Raw genomic sequence first — 21730 nt, forward strand, 5'->3', positions numbered from 1 at the left:
CCACCCCATGGGCGGCGCTTTGGTACGAAACAGAAAATCCGCCTCAGTTGGCGACGCAGAAATGCTGATCGCCGTCATTGCCGATGAAGGTGCCCGTGCGGGCATTGAAGGTCCGGTAACGGTCCGAGCAGTATTCGTACCAGGCGCGGGTCCACGGTTCCGCGTAGCGGTCGGCATAGACGACACGCGGCTGCTCCACATAGTAGCGACGAACCGGCGCCGGCCGCACATAACGATAGTCATAATCGTCGTCGTAGTAGCTGTAGCGGGGCTGCGGATTGCTCAGCGCGCCCGCGATCAGGGCGCCGGCCGCAAGGCCGACAACGCCGGCGGCGAGGGCGTCGCCATGGTTATGGTGATGACGGCGCCAGCGCCAGTCATCGGCATTGGCCGCAGGCAAGGTGGCCAAAGTGGTCGCGGCGATGCCCGCGGACAGGATGGCGGTCTTGAGAATTCGGTTCATTTCGGTCTCCTTCGTGCCGGCCCGGGTAATTTCAGGGGATGCGGACCGGTTTTAGCGAAGATTAGTAGAAGACCGTGGCTGAACGGGGGCTGAACGAAAATTCGCCGGATGGATCAAAACGCACGCGTCAAACCACATGTCGGGCGGGACTGGACCCGCCTCATCAGCCTCCGTCCGATCTGTCCTGAGCCGGCTTAGCCGATCGACAGATTGACGGCCTTCGGACCCTTGCCGCGCTTGTCCGGCTCGGTGTCGAATGTCACTTTCTGCCCATCCTCCAGACCGGGAAGACCCGACGCCTGCACGGCCGAAATATGGACGAAGACATCCTTCGCGCCATCGTCCGGCGTGATGAAGCCGAAGCCTTTGGCATGATTGAAGAATTTGACGGTGCCGGTCTGCGGCATGGGAAGCTCCCTTTGATCCCATAAACTCCAGTCTCGGGCCGGCAAATGCCCGAATGGAAATTTGTCCTTTATTTTAGCGCTATCGGCAAGAGAAAGTTTTTGCACGCGCCGGCAAGCATTTAGCGGCATGGGAAAGGCGCGACGGGTGACCGTCGCGCCTTCAAAAACTCAATCCCGGCCTGGAAGCCGGTTCATGACCTTGCAGCTTGCTTCGCTGGTCCGCGTGGACGAACGCGGTCAGACGGATCAGGCAGCGCGGAGATTGACCGCCTTCGGGCCCTTGCCCATGCGGTCGGGCTCGACGTCGAAAGTGACCTTCTGGCCGTCGACCAGCGTGCGCAGGCCCGAAGCCTCGATCGCCGAAATGTGGACGAACACGTCCTTGGCGCCGCCATCGGGCGTGATGAAGCCGAAGCCTTTGGTCGCGTTGAAGAATTTAACGGTGCCGGTCTGGGCCATTGGGGAAACTCCTTCACCCGTGTCAGTCTTGTGGTTTGCCCGCCGCCTGGCGCCGTGGGCAAGTCCCGGTGGTTGCTTCGGCAGTCATGCATTGGCGCATAGTCAAACCCCCCGCCGAAAACGGGGCCGTCAGAGATTCACAGTATCGGGGAAAGGTCGTCCAAAACGTTCCGCTCTCCGGGTCGCAAATGCCCGAACACAAAATTTATCGCACGGAAACGTGATGGTTGCAAGATAGGGGCCGCGAGGCACCCCGATGGGCGCATCGCAACGCAAGGCTTCGATAGACCTGGCCTCCGGTCCGGTCATCGGCCAGAGCTTGTTCGCGCATGGTCCAGCGCGAGCGCCATGGTGCCTGGGGCTCCACGAACGACGCTCCATGCGTTCGCGACTTCCGACAAACGGGGGTTGCATTTGGCAGGGGAATGACGAGGATCGGCAGGCGTGTTTTGCGTCGTGACGGGGGCTTTGGGACTCTGATTTTGCACATGATGCTTTCCGAACCTCCGGTTCGGGGGCATGCGCCGGGAGATATTCATGAAATTTCTTGCGACATTGTTCTCGCGACACGGTTTTGCTCTCCTGTTCCTGTCGGCACTTCTGGCGGCCTGCACCGTGGTGGTGGACGAGGGGCCTGGTCCGCGCCCGCGCCCACCAAGGCCGGAGCCGCAATTCTGCACCAGGGAATATGAGCCGGTCTGCGCCCGTCGTGGCGGCGACCGCCAGACCTTCGCCAATGCCTGCCTTGCCGATCGGGCCGGATACCGCATCGTGCGAGATGGCCCATGCCGCGACGGCGGCGGCGGCGGTGGTGACGAGCAGACATTCTGCACCCGCGAATACGCTCCGGTCTGTGCCCGCCGCCGTGGCGAACTGCGTACCTTCCCGAACGAATGCGAGGCTCGCGCGGCGGACTATCGCATCGTCGGCGACGGCCCGTGCTGAACGACGCAGGATCTCGCCATCCTGCAAGCGTCCACAAACAGGCGTCCCCATCTCTCCGTTTGGCGGGAGATGGGCGCGACGTGCCCGCCAGGTGTCATGACCCGCGCGGCAATGTCCGTGCGTCTTGAAACTGACGGCCGTATGGCTTAGGTCCGGCTGGCGGACAAACACGGCAGGTTTCCCATTAACAGAGATCAGAGAAGAGCGGCGGGGGCGGGCGCCAGATCGGGTTCCGGAGGGCAGCCGCCCACGGTGCTCGACCGGTATGTGCAGCAGGCGCTGCAACTGCACCAGACCGGGCGCCGGCAAGAGGCCGAGACGCTCTATCGGCAGGTGCTGGCGCAGAAGCCGAACCATGCCGCCGCGCTGCATTTCCTCGGGCTTTTGCTGCATCAGATCGGGCGAAGCGAGGAAGGGCTCGATCTCATCGAGCAGTCGGTGACCCTGCAGCCGAAGAATGCCGACTTCCTCAACAATTTCGGCACGGTCATGCGCGACCTTGGCCGTGTCGCTGCTGCCGTCGATTTCTTCCGTGGCGCAGTGGACATCCGGCCGGACCAGCTTGCGGCGCGCGACAATCTCGGCTCGGCGCTGAAGCAGCTCGGCCAGTTCGAGGGCGCGGAGGAGATCTATCGCGGCACAATCGGCCGCAACCCGTTCCATGTCCGTGCCCGCATCGGGCTTGCCGAAACGCTGCAGGAAGCGGGCCGGCTGGACGGGGCGCTCGCCGTCTTCCGCGAGGCGCTGACGTTCCGGCCGAAGGATGCCGAACTTCTGTATGGGCTGGGCGTCGGCATGATGGAAAAAGGCAAGCTTGGCGAGTCTGCCGATCTCGCCCGGCAGGCGCTGGCGATCGATCCCGGCATGGCGAAGGCCTGGCTGCTGCTGACGCAGGTCAAGCGTCAGCAGGAGCGCGACGCCGAGCTTGCCGGCATGGAGGCCCAGCATACCAAGGCGCCGGCAGGCAGCCTGGCGCGCATGCAGCTTTCGTTCGGCCTCGGCAAGGCGAATGACGATCTGAAGGATTATGGCCGCGCCTTCGATTATTTCGCCGAAGGCAACGCCATCCGACGCCAAGGCATCGCCTACGATGCGGCGAGGACGCGCGACGAATTCGAAGCGATGAAGGCGGTCTTCGACAAGGCCTTCTTCGACAAGCATAAGCCAAGCGAAATCGCCGGCGATACGCCGATCTTCGTCGTCGGCATGCCGCGCTCAGGCACCACGCTGGTCGAGCAGATCATCGCCAGCCACCCCCAGGTCTATGGCGCCGGCGAGCTCAGCATCCTGAAGACGGCGGTCGGCAAGCAGTTTCCGATGAGCATGCAAGGCGGCTTTCCATGGGGGATCGCCGACATGCCCGACAAGGCCTTCGCCGAGGCGGGCCAAGCCTATCTCGATATGCTGCACGCCCGCTATCCCGGCTTCCGGCACGTCACCGACAAGATGCCAGGCAACTTCCTGCTGGTCGGCTTCATCCATCTGATGCTGCCCAAGGCGAAGATCATCCATTGCGCGCGAGATGCTGCGGCGACCTGCCTGTCGATCTACAAGGTGCATTTCCGCGGCGACAGCCATCGCTATGGCTACGACCTTGGCGAGCTTGCCGACTTCCACAATCTCTACACCGACATCATGGCGCATTGGCGCACCGTGCTGCCGGGCGTCGTGCATGATGTGCGCTACGAGGATTTCGTCGCCGACCAGGAAGGCCAGACGCGGGCGCTGATCGCCCATCTCGGCCTGCCTTGGGACGATGCGGTGCTGTCGTTCCACGAGACCGACCGTCCCGTGCGCACGGCCTCTGCAGCGCAGGTGCGCCAGCCGATGTACCAGGGGTCAGTCGACCTGTGGAAGCGCTATGGCGACAGGCTGAAGCCGCTGCTGGACAAACTCAATTAGGGTGCTTCGATCTCGACCCACCCTAATTGAGACGCCTACAGCTCTATGAAGGGCTGGAAGCCACCGAAGATCATGCGCTTGACGTCGAAGGGCATGGTGGACCAGTCACCCTTCAGTCGCTCATCAGCCATCACCTTTGCCATCACTGCGTCGCGGCTCTGCCTGGATTCATAGACGACCCATGCGAAGATGACGATTTCGTCGTCCGTAGCCTGCACGGCGCGCGGGAACGAAGTAAGTTCGCCATAGGGCACGTCGTCGCCGGCGCATTCGACATAGGCAAGCGCGCCATGCTCCTTCCAGACGACACCGGCGGTGTTGGCCAGCTTCTTGTAGTCGTCGAGTCTTGCCTTGGGTACGGCAAGCAAGAAACCATCGACATAGGACATGGGGGTCTCCTTGATTGGTGCTTCGAGGCCGGCGGCAAAATCGCCGCCGGACGGGTGCTACCGGTGAAGAAGCCTCAGGCTTTCACGGGCGCGTTCATCGCCCATTCGACGCCGAAGGGATCGCGCATATTGCCCCAGCGATCGCCCCAGAACATCACTTGCAACGGCATGACAACTTCGCAGCCGGCATCGACGGCGCGCTGCCACCAGGCTTCGATTTCGTCGCTGCCGAGATGGAGCTGCATGGTGTAGCCCTGCGGTTTGACCGAGGACATGCCGTGCTCGGGATAGAAATCGGAAATCATCAGCGTCGAGCCGTTGATGTGAAGGTGGATGTGCATGGTGCGGCCCTGCTCATCCGGCGGATAGAAGAAGACCTGCTCGGCGCCGAAGGCCTTCTGGTAGAATTCGGCGGCCTTGAAGGCGCCGTCCAGCTGAAGGTAGGGCGTCAATCCGCCGAGGACTTTCGCGGCAGGCTGGGTTTGCGGCTGATCGTTCATCTTTTGCTCCTCTTTGCATTTGATTGGCCTTGCGAACCGTAGGACGAATGAAGTGGCGGCGATCCTACATGGCCGACGGGATTTTTTCAGTGCCGCGACCGAGGCGCCGGCCGTCGGCGGTTGAAGTGGCCCTGGAGCCTGTCAATGGCACGCCTGCCGCAATGGGCCGGGCAGCCGCTTTCATCTCGCTCGCTCAGGGAGCCCTGCAAATCCGAGGGCCGTTTTGCGGGTCGACGATGATTTCCGGCCAGCCGATATCCTTGCGCAATTCGATCGGCAGTGAAAGGAGCGCGCGCTCGCTGCGGTAACGGGCGCGGTTCGCCGCGTAGCGGGCCGCCATGCGGCCTATGGATGACAGAATGGACATGATGCTTTCTCCTCGATTGAAGCCGGCATCATCGTGTCGGCATCCCAAGGACGTGGCAGGCAAATGCGATCCTACAGATCGTCGAAAATTTTGGCCTGCCCACGACAGGCCGGCCCCTGGGCCTGTCGTCAGCTGACTGTCTCGGCCACCGAACGAAAGAAATCCTCGGGGCTGTCGACCTCCGTCAGCCGGCGCTTCTCGATCAGCCAGAAGCGGTTGCCGATGGCGCGGATGAAGGAGCGGTCGTGCGAGGCAAGCATGCAGCTTGCCTGATGAGCCAGCAGTTCCGCTTCCAGTGCTTCCTGGCCATCGATGTCGAGATGGTTGGTCGGCTCGTCGAGCAGATAGAAGTTGGGATTGGCAAGCCGAAGCGCCAGCATCATCAGCCGCGCCTTCTGGCCGCCGGACAGCATGCCGATCCTGCGCTCCTGCATGTCGATGGCGACACCGGCGCCGGCGAGCAGCGAGCGGGCGCGTTGCTCGCCGACATCGTATTTTCGCGAGACCATCGCCAGCGGCGTGTCGTTAGCGCTCATGCCCGACAGCGCCTGGTCGCTGTAGCCGAGCACCGTCGACGGCGTCACCTTCACGCTCTGCACGGTTTCGGGTTCGGCAATGGCATTGCGGATCAGGGTGACGAAACGGGACTTGCCGACGCCATTGCGGCCGAGCAGGACAATGCGGTCGCCTTGGCAGATATGGCGCTTGCCAGTCCTGAACAGCAACGTGCCGTCGGGTGTTTCGATCGCCGCATCTTCGAGCGTGATCAGCACTTTTGCGTGCGTCCCGCGATTGGCGAGCCTGATCGCGCCGGCCGATTTCTCGCGATGCGCGGGTGCTGCCGCCTCCTCCAGGCGCTCCGCCCGCTGGTTGAGTTGCTTGGTCTTGACCGTCAGCAGGTCGCTGCCCGAATTGATGCCGATATTGTTCAGCTTTGCCACCTGCCGGCGCAATTGCTGAGCCACCTTGATGTCGCGCTGGAATTTACGCTCCGTCGAGGCGTCAACGTCATCCAGCGCGTCGCGTGCCCGTGAATAGGGCAGGGAAAACACCGGCGACTGTTCGGGCCGTAGGAACAGCGTGCGGTTGGTGATGGCGTCGAGGAAGGCACGGTCATGGCTGGCGATGACGACAGGCACTTCGCGTGGCAGCGCGTTCAGCCAGGTTTCCAGCTGGCTGATTTTCGCGAGGTCGAGATGGTTGGTCGGCTCGTCGAGCAGCAGCACGTCCGGGTCGGTGACCCAGACGCGAGCGATCAGCGCCAGCCTCTGCCAGCCACCGCTCAAGGCCGACATCGGTCGCTCGCGCATTGGCTCGGGCACGTCGAGCGAATCCAGCACCACGTCGACGCGCCACAGTTCGCTCTCAGCCTGCTCGGCGGGCAAGGCGTCGGCCACGGCCTGATGAAAGCTGTAATCGAGGAGAGCGTCCGGGATGGATTGTTCGACATGGCCGATGCGCAGGCCACGCGTGCGGGTGATGTCGCCAAAGGTCGGTTCCATCGCGCCGGTCAGGCATTTGAGCAAGGTCGACTTGCCGCGGCCATTGGCGGCAACGATGCCGAGCCGGTCGCCTGTGCCGATGGTGAGGTCGAGGTTGGAGAAGAGCGGCGCACTCATGGTGACGCCGAGGGATTTGAGGCTGATCAGGGCCATATCGATTTCTCTGGTCTGCCGGATAGTACCGGCTCAATGCACTTTGACGGTGCGCCCGCAGGCCATCAGGCCAAGCATTGCAGCACCACGAAGGGCAGACCAAAAATCGAAGCGGGAAAAACCCGGACCGTCCTGGTCAGCCCTGCAAGCTTGCTCGCAGGGCACAGACAGGGCCGCGCTGACGGTGGTGATCGATAAACACGCAGCCCTCCTTTCTGGACGTTGAGTGTGGCGAATGGCTACACCAAGGGCAGGGCAGATGGCAAGGGGGCGATGCAGGAGGGAGCGGGCGTTGAACCTGGCAATCTCCCCCCGTGTGGGGGAGATGTCCGGCAGGACAGAGGGGTCGCCGTCCCGCCAGCGTTTCGAACGATTTCGTGGCGCGGAGACCTGAAACTACCGCCCCGGCCTGCCGGTCTTGCCCGGCCGGCGCTTCTCGCGCCGGGCGTCGCCTGGGTCCTCGTAAGAACCAATGCCGGCGCGCTGACGAACAGTTGGTTTGTCGCCGCGTTCCTTCGCGCCCCCCTCTGTCCTGCCGGACATCTCCCCCACTTGGGGGGAGATCGGCTGGGGCTTTGCCGGCACCTTTCCTTCGACCGGCTTTTCCGTCCGACGCACCGTCATCTCGTCAAGCGAGTTCTTATTGAACAGCGGTTTGACCGGCTCGCCGGGAATGCCGAAGTCGGAGCCGTGCGCCTCGGCCGCCGACTGCTTCTTGAACAGTGAGCGCGAAACTGCGCCCGCCGGCGTCGGCATGTCGGTGCCCGGGCCCATGTCGTCAATCGACGGCTTGGCGAACAGTGGCTTCTTCACCGGTACGGTGCCATCGGCGCCCATCTCGTCGAGATTAGGCTTGCGGAAGAGGTTGGACCGGGCAGCCTTGGCCGCCTCTTCGGCGGCACGTGCCTCGTCGAGCTTGCGGAAACGCTCCTGTTCCTCTGATGTACGATGTTTGGCCACGCCCTTGTTGTGCTTGCCCTTTTCGCGGCCCGAAACCGGGCTTTCCATGTCGGCATATTTGGCCAGCGGATCGTCGGAGATCGACAGTTCCATCTCGCGCAGCCGCTTGATCTCGTCGCGGATGCGGGCTGCCTTCTCGAAGTCGAGGTTGGTGGCGGCGTCGCGCATCTGTTTCTCCATGGCGTCGAGATGGGCCTTGAGATTGTTGCCCATCATGGCGCCGGCGCTGTCGGTGAACTGCGAGATGTCGGCGCGGACATGGTCCTTCTCGTAGACCGAGTCCAGGATGTCGGAGATGCGCGACTTGACCGATTCCGGCGTGATGCCGTTGGCCGCGTTCCACTCCATCTGCTTTTCGCGGCGGCGGTTGGTCTCGGCCATTGCCCGCTCCATCGAGCCGGTGACCTGGTCGGCATAGAGGATGACCTTGCCGTCGACGTTTCTGGCGGCGCGGCCGATGGTCTGGATCAGCGAGGTTTCCGAACGCAGAAAACCTTCCTTGTCGGCATCGAGGATGGCGACGAAACCGCATTCGGGAATGTCAAGGCCCTCGCGCAAAAGGTTGATGCCGACCAGCACGTCGAAGGCGCCGAGGCGCAGGTCGCGCAGGATCTCGATGCGCTCCAGCGTGTCGATGTCGGAATGCATGTAGCGGACGCGGATGCCCTGTTCGTGCAGGTATTCGGTCAGGTCCTCGGCCATGCGCTTGGTCAGCACGGTAACCAGCGTGCGGTAGCCGGCCCTGGTGGTGTCGCGGATCTCGCCGACGACGTCGTCGACCTGGGTCTTGGCGGGACGCACCTCAACCGGCGGGTCAATCAAGCCGGTCGGGCGAATGACCTGCTCGGCGAAGACGCCGCCGGATTGCTCCAGTTCCCAGCCGCCGGGCGTTGCCGAAACGGCGACGGAAAGCGGACGCATGGCATCCCATTCTTCGAAGCGCAGCGGCCGGTTGTCCATGCAGGAGGGCAGCCGGAATCCATACTCGGCCAGCGTCGCCTTGCGGCGAAAGTCGCCGCGATACATGCCGCCGATCTGCGGCACGGTGACGTGGCTTTCGTCGATGAAGACCAGCGCATTGTCGGGAATGTATTCGAACAGAGTCGGCGGCGGATCGCCTGGCTGGCGGCCGGTCAGATAGCGCGAATAATTCTCGATGCCGGCGCAGGAGCCGGTCGCTTCCAGCATCTCGAGGTCGAAGCGGGTACGCTGCTCCAGCCGCTGCGCTTCCAGCAGGCGGCCAGCCTTTTCAAGCTCTTGCAGCCGGTGCTTCAGTTCTTCCTTGATCGACTTGATGGCTTGATTCAAGGTCGGGCGCGGCGTCACGTAGTGCGAGTTGGCGTAGATCTTGACGCTCTTCAGCTCGCCGGTCTTCTGGCCGGTCAGCGGGTCGAACTCGGTGATCGACTCGATCTCGTCGCCGAACATCGAGATGCGCCAGGCGCGGTCTTCCAAGTGGGCCGGAAAGATCTCGATCGTGTCGCCGCGCACGCGGAACGAGCCGCGGACGAAATTGACGTCCTGGCGCTTGTATTGCTGGGCGACGAGATCGGCGAGCAAGGCGCGCTGGTCGAGCCGGTCGCCGATCTGCATCTGGAAGGTCATCGCCGTGTAGGTCTCGACCGAACCGATACCGTAGATGCAGGAGACCGAGGCGACGATGATGACGTCGTCGCGCTCGAGCAGCGAGCGCGTCGCCGAGTGGCGCATGCGGTCGATCTGCTCGTTGATCGAGGATTCCTTCTCGATGAAGGTGTCGGTGCGCGGCACGTAGGCTTCCGGCTGGTAATAGTCGTAGTAGGAGACGAAATACTCGACGGCGTTTTCCGGGAAGAATTTCTTGAACTCGGAATAGAGCTGCGCGGCCAGCGTCTTGTTGGGCGCCAGGATCAAGGCGGGGCGTTGCGTCTCCTCGATCACCTTGGCCATGGTGAAGGTCTTGCCGGAGCCGGTGACGCCGAGCAGTACCTGGGTGCGGTCGTTGCCGTCGACGCCCTCGACGAGATCCTTGATCGCCGTCGGCTGATCGCCTGCCGGCTCGAAATCCGATACCATCTTGATGGTGATGCCGCCTTCGGATTTTTCCGGGCGGGCAGGGCGGTGCGGCGTCCACAGCACGCCGTCCTTGTGGAGGGGATTGCCGGATTCAATGAGCGCGGAGAGCGCGGCCACCGTGGCGGTGACGCCGCTGGACGTCATCGTCTCGGCTTCTTCCAGCGAGATGTCGAGCCCGGCAACCGGGTTGAGACCGGCCGCGGTGCGCTCCCTGGCCGTCGCCGCGCCACCCATCGAGGTGCCACGCGCCGTCCGGCCAGGAGAGGCGGAGCGCTCGGGGATTTTCTTTGCGGCTTTCGGTTTCGGCTGCTGCTCGGCCTCGCGCTCGATCTGTTCGGCCCAGTCGGCGATCGAGCCGGTCAGCGGCGTACCGGAGAATTCGGTCTGCGGCGCCTCGGCAAAGCCGCCCTTGTGCAGCGGCTCCGAGGCATCGAGGAAATCGGTCAACGGGCTGCGCCGCTTCGGCGCGCCACGGTCGTCTTGCGCCGCCGAGGGCGTTTTCTTGTCGGGAAGTTTGGCCATGACCCGAATATGGGAGGACTCGGCCAAAATGGAAAGAGCGGAGTGAGGAGGGCTGCAAGGCCAGGTCAAGCTGCTGACAGAAGGCTGTCAGGAGCGGTGGCGTGCCGAGATGTACCCGCTCAGTTGAACCAAAGCGCGAAAGTCAAAAAGCCGGCGCCGCCGAACTGACGCTGGATCTGGTCGAACTCCTCGCCGGTCAGGATCTTGCCGCTTTCGAGATAGGGCGCGATGGCCGGGCCGGTGATCGACAGTACGAGGTCGAAGGGTTTCGGCTCGTCGAAGAAGCGCTTCATGTTGATGCCCTTGTCGGCGATGCGGAAGTGCGGCAGCAGCAAACGGCCTTCGAGCAGGTCCTCGGCTATGGTCAGCGCTGCCAACCAGGCTTGAACCTGTTCCTCGCCGACCTCGAGGCCGGTGAGCGGGTTGGCGCCCTTCTGCTGCGGGCCGGGCAGCCATTCTCGGTCATTGTCGGTCTCGGCGCGGATCGCCTTCCAGTCCTCGCGCGACAGCCGGATCATCTCGAGCAAATGGCGGCGCGCCGCTTGCCGCCGCTCCGGCTCGACCACCTGCCAGTTGATGAGATGCACCAGCGAAATGAAATCGGCAAAGCGCCATTCGGACGAAAAGATGCTGCCGTTCATGCCGCCGTCGAGCGGAACGAGCGTGTCTTGCAGCGGCAGTTTGGCGCGCGGAAACAGCATGTGGAACGAGCCGTCGAACATGCTCCTGAAATCATGCGCCAGCCAGAAATCGGCCTGCGCCATCAGGAACTCGGCATAGCCCTGCAGCCAGTAGCCGTCGGCACGATCGAAGCGGAAGGTGAGGGCGGGAGCGGCGGTGTCTTGCACACTGCCGCGCGACAGGGCCGCCATGATAGCGACGGCGCTTTCGTCCGGCGCGATCTGGCCATCCTCGTTGAGATCGATGCCGAGGCGGCCGAGGTCGATGGCCATGCCGATATCCGCATCGGCAGGCACCGAGCCCAGCGTGGCGGCGGATTTCTCCAGCCGGTCGCGGAAGGCGGTCAGGATGGCGCGGAATTCTTCGTAGGTCAGGGGCTCCGGGTTGGGATTGTCGGGCACGGGGAGCCGCATCAGCGGCAGCATGAAGGATTGCGGGCTGTCGAAACCGTGGCGGTGCAGGCCGCCTGCCAGGATCTCCAGCGCGGTGAAGAATTCGCCGGCGCCGGCGGCATAGGCCGACGCGGGATCACTGGGGGCGGCAGCTTCGAGCGCGGCGAGCGCGCCATTGCGGTCGGCCACGGTCTTGGCCTCGAACAGGGCTGCCGGATCGGGGGCGGCGGCGCTGGCGGAAACAAGCGGCAGCAGCAGGATGACGGCGGAGGCCATCAGGCTCGACAATCGCTTCATTGGGGTCCCTCCCGTTGCGATCCTGCCGCAACATACACGCATTCGGATCGCCGCGCCTGCCGGTCTTCAACCGCAACGATGCGACGGCGCGGGAGCCGACTGCCGACAGACGCGCTTCAACCGATCGGGCAGACAGTCTACACAAGGCAAACAACTGGGCGCCGCGTGTCGAACTATCCGCTCTCCTACAAATTGTCCTGGCTGCCGCGTTTCCTCCGGCCGTCGCTCAGTGGCGACGTAGGCGGTTTCGCACCGGCGGCCGGGATGCTGATCGAACCGCCGCCGGCGCGCATGGTGCAGCTGGCGTTCGTCGGCGATATTTCGGCCGTCGCCAATCGCAGTGCACCGGACTGCGATCCGGCGATCAAGGCGTTGCTTGCCTCCGCCGATCTGGTGGTCGGCAATTGCGAAAGCCCCATCGTCGAGCGGCCGAGCGCGGTGATGGGCACGCGGCTCGGCACGCATCATGCGATGACCGAACGCTTCCTCGCCGAGGCATTGGCGGCTGCCGGCATTGCGCGCGAAAAGCTCGTTCTGTCGCTGGCCAACAACCATGTGCTCGACCAGGGCGTCGCGGGTTTCGATGAGACGGTCGCTGCGTTGAAGCGACTGGGCATCCGCAGCATCGGCACGCTCGCCAAAGGTCCGGTCGAGCGGCTTGCGGTCGGGCCGCTGACCATAGGCTTTGCCGCCTTCACGCTATGGCGCAATGCCGATGCCGAAAAGTTCTCGGGCCGCGTGTCCATGCAAGGCGACCCGGCGCTGTGGCCGCCTGCTACGGCCAAGGGCGTCGATCTTGTCTGCGCGGTACCGCATTGGGACTGGGAGTTCCGGCATTTTCCGCGCGCCGAAACGCGGGCGCTGGCCAGGCAGTTGGCCGGGCACGGCGTCGGGCTGATCGCCGGGCACCACGCCCATGTCGTGCAGCCGGTCGAGCGGATCGGCGACACGCTTGTCGCCTACGGGCTTGGCGATTTTCTCGGTACCGCCTTTGCCCGCCAGCCATGGCCGGGCCGTATCGGCTCCATCTTCACCGTCGATGTCAGCGCCGACCTCGGCATGCGCGGCAAGATCGCCGCCTATCGAATGCATCCGTTCATGCGGCTGCGCGCCAGCGACCATGAGCGGCTGGTTCCGGTTAAGGCGCTGGAGGGTGGCATCCGCGACAAGGTCGACGCCCGGCTGAAGGCGATTTTTGGCGAGCAATTCGCAGGCGTGTGAAAGCCGCAGGCTGGCGACTTTCCGGCAAAAGCGGCTATCATACGACGGCAGAGGCAGGCTTGCGGGGGTGGCGGTGGAAACAACGGATTTCATGCCGAGCGAGGCGGTGATCGCCGGCATCAGGAAGGATATCGAGGACTATGAGGCCAGGCGGGCGTCGGCCTACCGGCAGGTGCGCTGGCGGGTGCCGGTGTTCATCGGCCTGGCGGTGGTCTTCATGGTGCTTGTCGCCTGGCTCTTCAACAAGGTCGCCGACCCCTACGAGCAATGGTTCTCGACTCCGCACGTGTTCCTTTATTTCGGCAGTTTCGTTGCGGCGCTGCTGCTTTACTTCCAGGCGGTGAAGCCAGCGACCAGATTGCAGCAATCCTTCCGCGAGACGCTGCTGCCGATGATCTTCGGCTTCATCCAGGACATACGCTACCAGCATGGCGTTCGCCCGAATTCCTTCGACCGGCTGCCACGCGAGACGGTTGGCCCCTTCAACCGGCAATCATTCGACGATGTCTTTTCCGGCCGCTACGAGGGATTTGCGTTCGAGCTTTATGAGGCAGAGCTGCGCGAAGGGACCGGTAAGGGCTCGTCAACGGCATTCAGAGGCGTCATCGTCGCCTTCGAGACGATCACACCATTCCCCGGCACGCTGGTGGCGACGCGCCGGGCCAATGTGGTCGTCGGCTTTTTCCGCGGCATGTTCGCCAGCAGGATGGAAGAGCTGTCCTCCGGCGTTTCGGAACTCGATGCCGCCTACGAATTCCGCACCGACAATGTCGAAGCGGCGCGGCCGCTGGTGAGCGGCCGGCTGGCGCAGGCGCTGAAATGGCTCGGTGAAACCTGGCCCGACGATCCGGCGCGCGTGGCGCTCGATGGCAGCGACGGGTTCCTGCTGTTGCCGCAGCCGAAGGACTTCTTCGAGCTGCCCGATATTTCGGTGCCGCTCGACTACCAGACCCATGTCGCGCCGATGATTGCGGATATGGGCGCGATGCTGGCGACGGCGGCACTGGTGCGCAAGATCGGCGCGAAGGATGGAGAGGCTAGTTAGCCGAAGCGCAGCTTCATGCCGAGGATGGCGATTACGAACAGGAAGGTGACGCCGTTGGCCAGGATGAGCGGCCACGAGCCGATCAACAGGCCGTAGAGCGTCCACAGGAAAACGCCGGTGGCGATCGAGCCGGTGGCGAACAGCGAGATGTCGCCGGCCCGGCGTTCGCGCGCCACCTTGGCGACCTGCGGAATCCAGCCAAGCGTGGTGATAAGCGCGGCAAACGCGCCGATAATTTCGATTGTGGGATGCAAGATGGCGACTTTCGACGAGGCACGGATTGTGCGGTGCACCATATGCCAGATCGGTCGAACCCTGGGAAGAAGCCAGTTTCGGCTGGCCCAATGAACAGACCAATCCGGGCGGATCGCATCGCGGATCAACTCCAGGCTACCGGTTCTGGACCAAGCAGTCCGTGTTCCAAGGACGGGTGAGGGCACGCCGTTTCGGCAACGGCCTATGGTTTTCGCCAGGCGGCCACGCTATCCGTCACGAGGGGATGCTATGTGGTTGAACGAAAATGAAGGCGTTTAGCCAAACCGCTTTGAAGAGAAGAGGACAAGCCATGCGAACGAGTCTTGCGGCTGCAGCGCTTGCCGTGATCGTGTCTTGCGCCGGGCTGGCCCGCGCCGATGACCTGAAAGCCTTCAAGCTGACGATCGATGGCGTGGTGGTCGACATCGACCCCGGCGAGGACGTGGACGTGACCTTGCCCGGCGGCAAGACGAGCAAGGTGCGGATCGACCGCAATGACTTCGCCACCTTCTCCGGCGCCACTTTTTCCTTCGTTCATCCAAGCAACATTTCGATCACTAAGAGCGATCTCAGCGACAGCATCACCCAATATCTCATGGCTTCGGCCCTCGGCACGATCGCCTTGGTGCAGGAATATGACAAGATGAACCCGGTGTCTCTCAACCAGCTGATGCTGCAGGAGATGACGAGGGAATCCGTTCAGGCGGGCGGAACTCTGACGCAGGAACCGACGACCCGCAAGCTCGCCGACGGCAAGGAACTGACCGGCGTCAAGGCCACCGTGAAGACACGTACCGACAGCGCCGACTTTGAGATCGTCGGCTTCGGCCTTGCCGATCAGGGGCTGCTGTTCATCACACGAATAGGCGATCAGGACGTTGCAACCGAAAAGCCGCTGATCGACAAGTTCTGGGAGAACCTCAAGGTCAAGCTGTAGGAAGGACTACAGTCCCGCTCGGCATCATCCCCGCTAGCCAGTTTGCCGATCGCTTCGCCACGTCGACGGTCGCGGATGCGGCGCGGCTGAGATCGGTCTTGACCACGGCGTAGCCGGCCTTGGTGCGGTAGAGCACGGCGCGGCCGCCATCGACCGCCGCTTCATAGGCGACGGGCCTTGCGGCTTCCGTTTCCATCGCCGTCGCCGGCGATCCGACGGGAATGCTCGGCCTGTGACTGAGTTCAGGCGGCAGCGGGTCGCTCGCGGCTTGCCTCGGCGTCGTCAACTCGAGCCCCGAGGCTATCGCCGCCAACTCGGAGGACGGTACCGAACCCTTGGTGCGGCAAATGCCCGAGACCAGCGGATAGTTGAAATTCTTCTGGTGCAGCATCTGGCTTTTCATCGCCGCCTCGCAGTCGGCGATGGTCGCCCACTTGGCCGGCGTCTCGCCGATATATTCGCAAAGCTTGGCGTCGCAGTCGCAGCCGACGATGGTCATGGCGACAAGGGCGGTCTTGATCACGGTCTTGTCCCTTTATGTTGCCTTCCCCACAGCACCAATCGCTGCGGAACAAGGCGGGATTTGGCCGCGATTGTGAAATGTGCGTGACGGAATGTTTCTAAGATGCCGGCTGTGACCGAAAAACGTCAGTCGTCGTAGACGCGCTCCTGGCGCCGACCTCGATCAGCGCCGACAGAACCGTGTGCAGCTTGCGCATGGCGACGGTTAGCCCGGTGCGGCGCGTGGCTGAACAATGTGCGTGGGGATAGCCCAAAAAACAGTCGGCGCTGGGATTTCTCCCAGCGCCTCCCTGTCAGATCAGGACACGGTCACGGCAGCAACTTCCGCAAAGTCGTCGCGCCAAGCCGGCCTTGATTTTGACGGTCCTGCCAGTCACCACCCGAGGGTAGTGTCCGTTCCGGACCACGCCGATCTCCACCCTTGCGAGCTTCGCCCAGCGTGCCATCGAAGGTCTTTGCCGTCCTTCATGGCAGCATCGGTCCGCCGTCGGCGTTCGCACGCTTTCCGCGGCCCCGTAGGTCTCGGCTTCCGTCCCTCTAGCAGGCAAGCCTGCTATCGCTCAGGGCCGTACGGGCCTCAGGAAATCCGCCTTTTCGCTTTGCCTTTCGGCTTGGCGATCGGTAGCCGCCTGAGATGGGTTCAATGTACGCCGGGTAAGTGTCCGGGGAAACCGCCCCGGGCCTGTGGATAGCGGGATTATCGGGGACCAAGCGCGGCGGCGAGGCATTTTCTCGATGGATCGCCGTGATCGGCGAAACCCGGCCTTGTTTTGCCCTGATCGCGCGTTGCCGGACATTCGGCGCTTGCTCCGCAAGGCAGCGCGGGCTTCAATGCCGGCAAAGTAGTTGAGACGCAAGCACTGAAGCGTCTCCGATGGCCTTTGGGGAGGTTGCTTGAAAGTCGGGGTGGTTCTCAATCCGATAGCCGGCGGCGGCAGGCTGAAGCGGCATTGGGCGGAGGTCGCGGCATCGCTGAAAAAGCATTTCGGCGATTTCGAGCTGCGCGAAACCCAGGCCGAGGGCGATGCCGAAAGGCTGGCGCTCGACCTCGCCGCCAGCGGCTTCGATCTGGTGATCGCGGCTGGCGGCGACGGCACCGCCAGCGAAGTGGCCGATGGCCTGTTGCAGGCGTTCGACGAAACCGGCCGCACGACCGAGCTTGGCCTGCTGCCCTGCGGCACCGGTATCGATTTCGCCCGCGGGCTCGGCCTGCCGCGCGAGGTCGATGCGACGCTCAAGCTGATTGCCGAGGCCAAGCCGCGCAAGGTCGATGCCGGGCGCATCTGCTACATCGACGATCATGGCGCGCTGGCCAGCCGCCATTTCATTAACATCGCCAGCCTCGGCATGTCGGGCGCTACCGACCGCGCGGTCAACGCCGATAAGCGCAAGGGCAGGGTCTCGGCCAAGGCGCTGTTCTTCTGGCGCACCGTGGTGGAGTTCGTCCGCTATCGGTTCCAGGATGTCAGGATCACCGTCGACGATGGCACTCCGGTCGAGGCGCGCATGGCGCTGGTGGCGGTGGCCAACGGCAAGTTCTTCGGCGGCGGGATGATGATCGCGCCGGATGCCGAACTGGACGATGCGCAGTTCGACATCGTCATCCTGCGGGCGGCGGGCAAGCTGAAGCTGATCTGGGACATTCGCTTGCTCTATGGCGGACGGCACCGTAACCATCCGGCAATTACCATCCTGCGCGGCAAGAAAGTGGTTGTCGAACCGCTCGGCGATGTGGAAAAGAACGGCGCGCTAGTCGACATAGACGGCGAGTCGCCGGGGCGCATACCCGCCACCTTCGAGATCCTGCCCGGGGCGCTGACCTTAAGGTATTGAGTCAGGCGGTTAAGCAATTGATTCAGGCCGTTGCGGGCACGAATCCGGCGACCCGCTCAATGCTCTGAAATCGCTTGTAAAACTTAGCCGCCTCAGATTTCCAGCTTGGCGGGAAAACCGGGGGCGCGCAGGTTGGTGCCGACCGCATCCTCAAGCAGTTTGACGATCATGGTCGACCAGGCGCTGCCGCCATAGGCTTGCTTGCCCTGCTCGAAAATTGCGTTGACGCGCGTGGCGAGGTCGAGCGGCACGCCGGATTGTTCGGCCATGGCAAGCGCGAAGCCGAGGTCCTTCAGCGCCAGATCCATGGTGAAGCCGATGTCGTAGGAGCCATTCAGGACGAGCTGGCTTTCGGTCTCGTGGACGAAGCTGTTGCCGGAGGAAGCAACGATGGCGTGGTAGGACTGGGCGAGGTCGAGCCCGCCCTGCTTGGCCAGCATCAACGCCTCGCCGGCGGCGACAAGGTGGATGAAGGCCAGCATGTTGGTGATGACCTTGATGACTGCCGCCGAGCCGATCGGCCCCATCAGAAACGACTTCGCGCACATCGCCTCGATGGCCGGTCGGTGGCGCGCGTAGAGTGCTGGATCGCCGCCGACCAGCGCAGTGATCTTGCCGACGGCGGCCAGATGCACGCCGCCGGTGACCGGGCACTCCAGCGTCTCGACGCCCTTTGCCGAAGCGAGCGCTGCCAGACGCACGATCTCGTCGCGGCCATTGGTCGACATCTCGATCCAGGTGCCGTTTTTGGGCAGACCTTCGAGCAATCCGCCGGGGCCTGAGAGCACTGCTTCACTGACCTTGGGCGAGGGCAGGCATGTGATGGCGTTGCCGGCGCGAGCGGCGGCCTCTGCGGGGCTCTTGGCGGCAACGGCGCCGAGGGTCACGAGGCGCTCGACGGCGGCCGGATCGCGGTCGAAGACGGTGACGGCGAAGCCGTTGCGCAGAAGGCTGGCGGCAAGATTGCCGCCGAGATGGCCGAGGCCGATGAAGGCGTAGCTTTCGTTCACGGCATCAACGGCGTCTGCATCATCTGCAGATGCAGGTCCTTGCCGCCATAGGGATGCGCCTCGCAGACCGCCTCGTCGAGCTCGACGCCGAGACCGGGCTCCTTCGACGGGATGACGTTGCCATCCTGCCATTCGATCTTCTTCTTCAGCAACGTGGCGTGAAAACCGTCCCACTGCTTCAGCGATTCCAGGATGAGGAAGTTGGGCAGCGTCACGGCGAGCTGGATGTTGGCGGCGCCGACGATTGGCCCGCAATAGCAGTGCGGCGCGACCTGGATGTGGTAGGCCTCGGCCATGGCGGCGATCTTCTTGGTTTCGAGAATGCCGCCGGAGCGGCCGAGGTCGGGCTGCAGGATGGTGGCGGCGCGGTTCTCGATGACGCGGGCGAATTCGAACTTGGTCGTCAGCCGCTCGCCAGTGGCGATCGGGATGGAGGTGCCGCGAGCGACCTGCGCCATCACCTCGGGCATGTCCGGCGGCACCGGCTCTTCGAACCAGAGGGGATCGTAGGGTTCGATGGCGCGGGCGAGCCGCAGCGCGCCCGAGGCGGTGAACTGGCCGTGCGTCCCGAACAGGATGTCGGCGCGCGTGCCGACCGCCTCGCGGATCGCCTTGATCATGCGGGCGGAGAGATCGATGTCGACGAGGCGCGGCTGGTGGCCGTCGAAGGCGGTGTAGGGACCGGCCGGGTCGAGCTTGACCGCGTTGAAGCCCTGCTCGACATATTCGAGCGCGCAGGCGGCGGCCAGGTCCGGATCGTTGTAGACGTTCTTGCCGCGCGCATCCTCGGAATGGACGCTGCCGGTGTGCGGATAGAGGTAGGTGTAGGAGCGCAGCGTCTCGTGCACCTGGCCGCCAAGCAGCTTGTAGACCGGCTTGTTGGCCTCCTTGCCAATGATGTCCCAGCAGGCCATTTCGAGCGCCGAGAAACAGCCCATGCCGGACACGTCGGGGCGCTGGGTGAAGCCGGACGAATAGGCGCGCCGGAAGAAATTCTCGATGTCGTGCGGATCGCGGCCGACGAGATAGCGCTCGGCCATGTCCTCGATCATCTTCGCCGTCACATGGCCGGAGAAGGTGGCGTTGTAGGCCTCGCCATAGCCGACGACGCCGCCATCGGTGGTGAGCTTGACGAAGATGAAATATTTGCCGCCGATGCCGGGCGGTGGGTTGCCGACAACCCAGGTCTTGACGTCGGTGATCTTCATTTCTGATCCTCCAGAACAAGTTCGGCGCCCTTCCATCCGGTCAGGATGGAGGCGGCGTTGGTGTTGCCGGTGATGTTGTCGGGAAATATCGAGGCGTCGATGACGCGCAAGCCTTCGATCCCATGCACCTTGAGGCGCGGGTCGACCACGGCGCGCGCGGCGTCCGGCCCCATGCGGCAGGTCGAGACCGGGTGATAGACGGTGCCCGAGCGCTTCCGGAAATCGGCGATCAGATCGGCGTCCGAAGTGATTGATGGACCGGGCAAAACCTCTTCCTCGATGATCTCGGCCATCGCCGGCATCGAGGCGATTTTGCGGACGAATTTCACCGCCGCCAGCATTTCGTCGACATCGGCATTGGTCGAATAGGCGTTGGCCGTGATCCGCGGATAGTCGCGCGGATTCTTCGAACGGATCATGATCTCGCCGCGGCTCGACGGACGGCAGTTGGACAGGCCGATGGAAAAGCCCGGCCAAGGGTCGGGCGTCAGGATCGGGCGCTCGCCGCTCTTCGGAATGACGGTCGAGAAGGCCTGGAAATAGAGCTGCATGTTGGGGCGTGTAGCGATCGGGTCGGTGCGGAAGAAGCCGCCGGCATTGTTCATAGACAGCGACAGCGGTCCGGAGCGCAACAGGATGTATTGCATGCCGACCATGAGCTTGCCCCACCATGGGCGCAGGACTTGGTTGAGCGTCGGCTGCCTGCCCTTGAAAGTGTAGTTGATGCCGACATGGTCCTGCAGGTTCGCGCCGACATTCTCGTTGGCGTGAACGATCGGAATGCCCAGTCCCTTGAGCAGGGCAGAGGGGCCGACGCCTGAGAGCTGCAGCAATTGCGGCGAGTTGACCGAACCGCCCGACAGGATCACTTCGCGGCCGGCGCGCGCAGTCCTGGTCTCGCCGTTCTGCTGATATTCGACGCCGACGGCGCACTTGCCCTCAAACAGGATCCTGGTCACCAGCGCATTCGTCTCGACACCGACGTTCTTGCGCTTCATTGCCGGGCGCAGGAAGGCGCGGGCGGCCGACATGCGGCGTCCGTTCCTTGTGGTGATCTGATAGATGCCGACGCCTTCCTGGGCAGCACCGTTGAAATCCGGATTGAGTGGCAGGCCGGCCTGCTGGCCAGCGGCGAGATAGCGCCGGGTCAGAGGGTGGACTGCGTTCGTGCAGTCGGTGATATGCAGCGGGCCGCCGACGCCGCGCCATTTGTCGGCGCCGGCCTCATTGTCTTCCAGTGCCTTGAAGGCCGGCAGCAGATCGTCATAGCCCCAGCCCGGGTTGCCCGCCGCCGCCCAGGCGTCGAAATCCTCGCGGGCGCCCCTGATATAGACCATGGCGTTGATCGAGCTGGAGCCGCCCAAAAGCTTACCGCGCGGCCAGTGGTCGGCACTGCCGGCGAGGCCCGGGTCGGGTTCGGCCTTGTAGTTCCAATTGACCGCCGGGTCGAAGAAGGTCTTGCCGTAGCCAAGCGGCATCTGCACGTAGAAGCGCCTATCGGTGCCGCCGGCCTCGAGCACCAGCACCGAGAAGCGGCCCGAAGCCGACAGTTTCTCCGCCAAGACCGAGCCGGCCGAGCCGGAGCCGACGATGATGAAGTCATAGGTCTGCATGATGAGTTGGGCGGCTCCGGAATCTCAGGCCGCAGCCTAGACGTGGCGGCGTTCCAAAGTCGCCGGGCGTTCCGGCATTCCTTGTGAAAAAA

The 21730-nt window shown here is 63.7% G+C and carries 20 protein-coding genes; 6 read left to right on the forward strand and 14 right to left on the reverse strand.

All coding sequences use genetic code 11. From position 1 onward, the window contains the following. Positions 1-43: 43 nt before the first annotated feature. From AC04SI_RS14850 to AC04SI_RS14860, 3 genes are all read right to left on the reverse strand, one after another. Entirely contained in the window at positions 44-463 is a 420-nt protein-coding gene (locus tag AC04SI_RS14850) for a BA14K family protein (RefSeq protein WP_404280338.1), read from the reverse strand. A gap of 194 nt (positions 464-657) precedes the next feature. Continuing rightward, positions 658-870, reverse strand: a complete 213-nt coding sequence (locus AC04SI_RS14855; RefSeq protein ID WP_006202521.1) for a cold-shock protein — start codon at positions 868-870, stop codon at positions 658-660. Between the two features lie 246 nt (positions 871-1116). Next, a complete protein-coding gene (locus AC04SI_RS14860) occupies positions 1117-1329 on the reverse strand; it encodes a cold-shock protein (RefSeq protein ID WP_006202520.1) in 213 nt (70 codons plus the stop codon). A gap of 537 nt (positions 1330-1866) precedes the next feature. On the opposite strand from AC04SI_RS14860, the gene AC04SI_RS14865 reads away from it, so the two are divergent. Together AC04SI_RS14865 and AC04SI_RS14870 are read left to right on the forward strand one after the other, a co-directional pair. Beyond that, a complete protein-coding gene (locus tag AC04SI_RS14865; RefSeq protein WP_404280320.1) occupies positions 1867-2274 on the forward strand; it encodes a Kazal-type serine protease inhibitor family protein in 408 nt (135 codons plus the stop codon). Between the two features lie 267 nt (positions 2275-2541). Next, entirely contained in the window at positions 2542-4176 is a 1635-nt protein-coding gene (locus AC04SI_RS14870) for a tetratricopeptide repeat-containing sulfotransferase family protein (RefSeq protein WP_404280496.1), read from the forward strand. 35 nt (positions 4177-4211) lie between these two features. Here the strand turns inward: AC04SI_RS14870 and AC04SI_RS14875 are convergent, their stop codons facing one another. From AC04SI_RS14875 to AC04SI_RS14900, 6 genes are all read right to left on the reverse strand, one after another. Further along, positions 4212-4565, reverse strand: a complete 354-nt coding sequence (locus tag AC04SI_RS14875; protein ID WP_404280318.1) for a DUF1428 domain-containing protein — start codon at positions 4563-4565, stop codon at positions 4212-4214. Positions 4566-4639: 74 nt separating this feature from the next. Then, positions 4640-5065, reverse strand: coding sequence for a VOC family protein (locus AC04SI_RS14880; protein WP_404280316.1), 426 nt, complete (start codon positions 5063-5065; stop codon positions 4640-4642). Positions 5066-5258: 193 nt separating this feature from the next. Continuing rightward, positions 5259-5432: a hypothetical protein gene (locus AC04SI_RS14885; protein ID WP_404280314.1), complete on the reverse strand. Its 174-nt coding sequence runs from the start codon at positions 5430-5432 to the stop codon at positions 5259-5261. A gap of 128 nt (positions 5433-5560) precedes the next feature. Beyond that, a complete protein-coding gene (locus AC04SI_RS14890; RefSeq protein WP_404280312.1) occupies positions 5561-7087 on the reverse strand; it encodes an ABC-F family ATP-binding cassette domain-containing protein in 1527 nt (508 codons plus the stop codon). Between the two features lie 396 nt (positions 7088-7483). Beyond that, a complete protein-coding gene (uvrB, locus tag AC04SI_RS14895; protein ID WP_404280310.1) occupies positions 7484-10624 on the reverse strand; it encodes an excinuclease ABC subunit UvrB in 3141 nt (1046 codons plus the stop codon). 119 nt (positions 10625-10743) lie between these two features. Then, positions 10744-11994, reverse strand: coding sequence for a hypothetical protein (locus tag AC04SI_RS14900; protein WP_404280308.1), 1251 nt, complete (start codon positions 11992-11994; stop codon positions 10744-10746). Positions 11995-12159: 165 nt separating this feature from the next. Here AC04SI_RS14900 and AC04SI_RS14905 point away from each other — a divergent pair, with 165 nt between their 5' ends. After that, positions 12160-13215, forward strand: a complete 1056-nt coding sequence (locus AC04SI_RS14905; protein WP_404280306.1) for a CapA family protein — start codon at positions 12160-12162, stop codon at positions 13213-13215. Positions 13216-13288: 73 nt separating this feature from the next. Further along, the gene (locus tag AC04SI_RS14910) at positions 13289-14260 is read left to right on the forward strand and encodes a hypothetical protein (RefSeq protein ID WP_404280304.1); all 972 of its coding nucleotides are present in this window, start codon (positions 13289-13291) and stop codon (positions 14258-14260) included. On the opposite strand, the gene AC04SI_RS14915 is transcribed toward AC04SI_RS14910, so the two are convergent. After that, positions 14257-14556, reverse strand: a complete 300-nt coding sequence (locus AC04SI_RS14915) for a SemiSWEET family sugar transporter (protein WP_404280301.1) — start codon at positions 14554-14556, stop codon at positions 14257-14259. The two genes, AC04SI_RS14910 and AC04SI_RS14915, sit on opposite strands and share 4 nt — an antisense overlap. Positions 14557-14825: 269 nt before the next feature. Here AC04SI_RS14915 and AC04SI_RS14920 point away from each other — a divergent pair, with 269 nt between their 5' ends. Next, positions 14826-15452, forward strand: coding sequence for a hypothetical protein (locus AC04SI_RS14920; protein WP_404280299.1), 627 nt, complete (start codon positions 14826-14828; stop codon positions 15450-15452). Here AC04SI_RS14920 and AC04SI_RS14925 read toward each other — a convergent pair. Next, positions 15442-15975, reverse strand: coding sequence for a hypothetical protein (locus tag AC04SI_RS14925; RefSeq protein WP_404280297.1), 534 nt, complete (start codon positions 15973-15975; stop codon positions 15442-15444). The two genes, AC04SI_RS14920 and AC04SI_RS14925, sit on opposite strands and share 11 nt — an antisense overlap. 893 nt (positions 15976-16868) lie before the next feature. Here AC04SI_RS14925 and AC04SI_RS14930 point away from each other — a divergent pair. Then, positions 16869-17807, forward strand: a complete 939-nt coding sequence (locus AC04SI_RS14930; RefSeq protein WP_404280295.1) for a diacylglycerol/lipid kinase family protein — start codon at positions 16869-16871, stop codon at positions 17805-17807. A gap of 92 nt (positions 17808-17899) precedes the next feature. On the opposite strand, the gene AC04SI_RS14935 is transcribed toward AC04SI_RS14930, so the two are convergent. The 3 genes from AC04SI_RS14935 to AC04SI_RS14945 are packed head-to-tail and all read right to left on the reverse strand — an operon-like array spanning position 17900 to position 21638. Further along, positions 17900-18817: an NAD(P)-dependent oxidoreductase gene (locus tag AC04SI_RS14935; RefSeq protein ID WP_404280293.1), complete on the reverse strand. Its 918-nt coding sequence runs from the start codon at positions 18815-18817 to the stop codon at positions 17900-17902. Further along, the gene (locus tag AC04SI_RS14940; protein WP_488474398.1) at positions 18814-20025 is read right to left on the reverse strand and encodes a mandelate racemase/muconate lactonizing enzyme family protein; all 1212 of its coding nucleotides are present in this window, start codon (positions 20023-20025) and stop codon (positions 18814-18816) included. The genes AC04SI_RS14935 and AC04SI_RS14940 overlap by 4 nt, the downstream gene beginning before the upstream one ends. Then, positions 20022-21638: a GMC family oxidoreductase gene (locus tag AC04SI_RS14945; RefSeq protein WP_404280289.1), complete on the reverse strand. Its 1617-nt coding sequence runs from the start codon at positions 21636-21638 to the stop codon at positions 20022-20024. Before AC04SI_RS14945 ends, AC04SI_RS14940 begins: the two co-directional genes overlap by 4 nt. Positions 21639-21730 lie beyond the last annotated feature (92 nt).

The sequence above is a fragment of the Mesorhizobium sp. CNPSo 4689 genome (assembly GCF_057784325.1).

Coding starts and splice junctions, on each gene's coding strand:
- AC04SI_RS14850 (WP_404280338.1), bottom strand. CDS start 463: ATGAACCGAATTCTCAAGACCGCCATCCTGTCCGCGGGCATCGCCGCG.
- AC04SI_RS14920 (WP_404280299.1), top strand. CDS start 14,826: ATGCGAACGAGTCTTGCGGCTGCAGCGCTTGCCGTGATCGTGTCTTGC.
- AC04SI_RS14855 (WP_006202521.1), bottom strand. CDS start 870: ATGCCGCAGACCGGCACCGTCAAATTCTTCAATCATGCCAAAGGCTTC.
- AC04SI_RS14945 (WP_404280289.1), bottom strand. CDS start 21,638: ATGCAGACCTATGACTTCATCATCGTCGGCTCCGGCTCGGCCGGCTCG.
- AC04SI_RS14900 (WP_404280308.1), bottom strand. CDS start 11,994: ATGAAGCGATTGTCGAGCCTGATGGCCTCCGCCGTCATCCTGCTGCTG.
- AC04SI_RS14880 (WP_404280316.1), bottom strand. CDS start 5,065: ATGAACGATCAGCCGCAAACCCAGCCTGCCGCGAAAGTCCTCGGCGGA.
- AC04SI_RS14940 (WP_488474398.1), bottom strand. CDS start 20,025: ATGAAGATCACCGACGTCAAGACCTGGGTTGTCGGCAACCCACCGCCC.
- AC04SI_RS14860 (WP_006202520.1), bottom strand. CDS start 1,329: ATGGCCCAGACCGGCACCGTTAAATTCTTCAACGCGACCAAAGGCTTC.
- AC04SI_RS14875 (WP_404280318.1), bottom strand. CDS start 4,565: ATGTCCTATGTCGATGGTTTCTTGCTTGCCGTACCCAAGGCAAGACTC.
- uvrB (WP_404280310.1), bottom strand. CDS start 10,624: ATGGCCAAACTTCCCGACAAGAAAACGCCCTCGGCGGCGCAAGACGAC.
- AC04SI_RS14890 (WP_404280312.1), bottom strand. CDS start 7,087: ATGGCCCTGATCAGCCTCAAATCCCTCGGCGTCACCATGAGTGCGCCG.
- AC04SI_RS14885 (WP_404280314.1), bottom strand. CDS start 5,432: ATGTCCATTCTGTCATCCATAGGCCGCATGGCGGCCCGCTACGCGGCG.
- AC04SI_RS14865 (WP_404280320.1), top strand. CDS start 1,867: ATGAAATTTCTTGCGACATTGTTCTCGCGACACGGTTTTGCTCTCCTG.
- AC04SI_RS14915 (WP_404280301.1), bottom strand. CDS start 14,556: ATGGTGCACCGCACAATCCGTGCCTCGTCGAAAGTCGCCATCTTGCAT.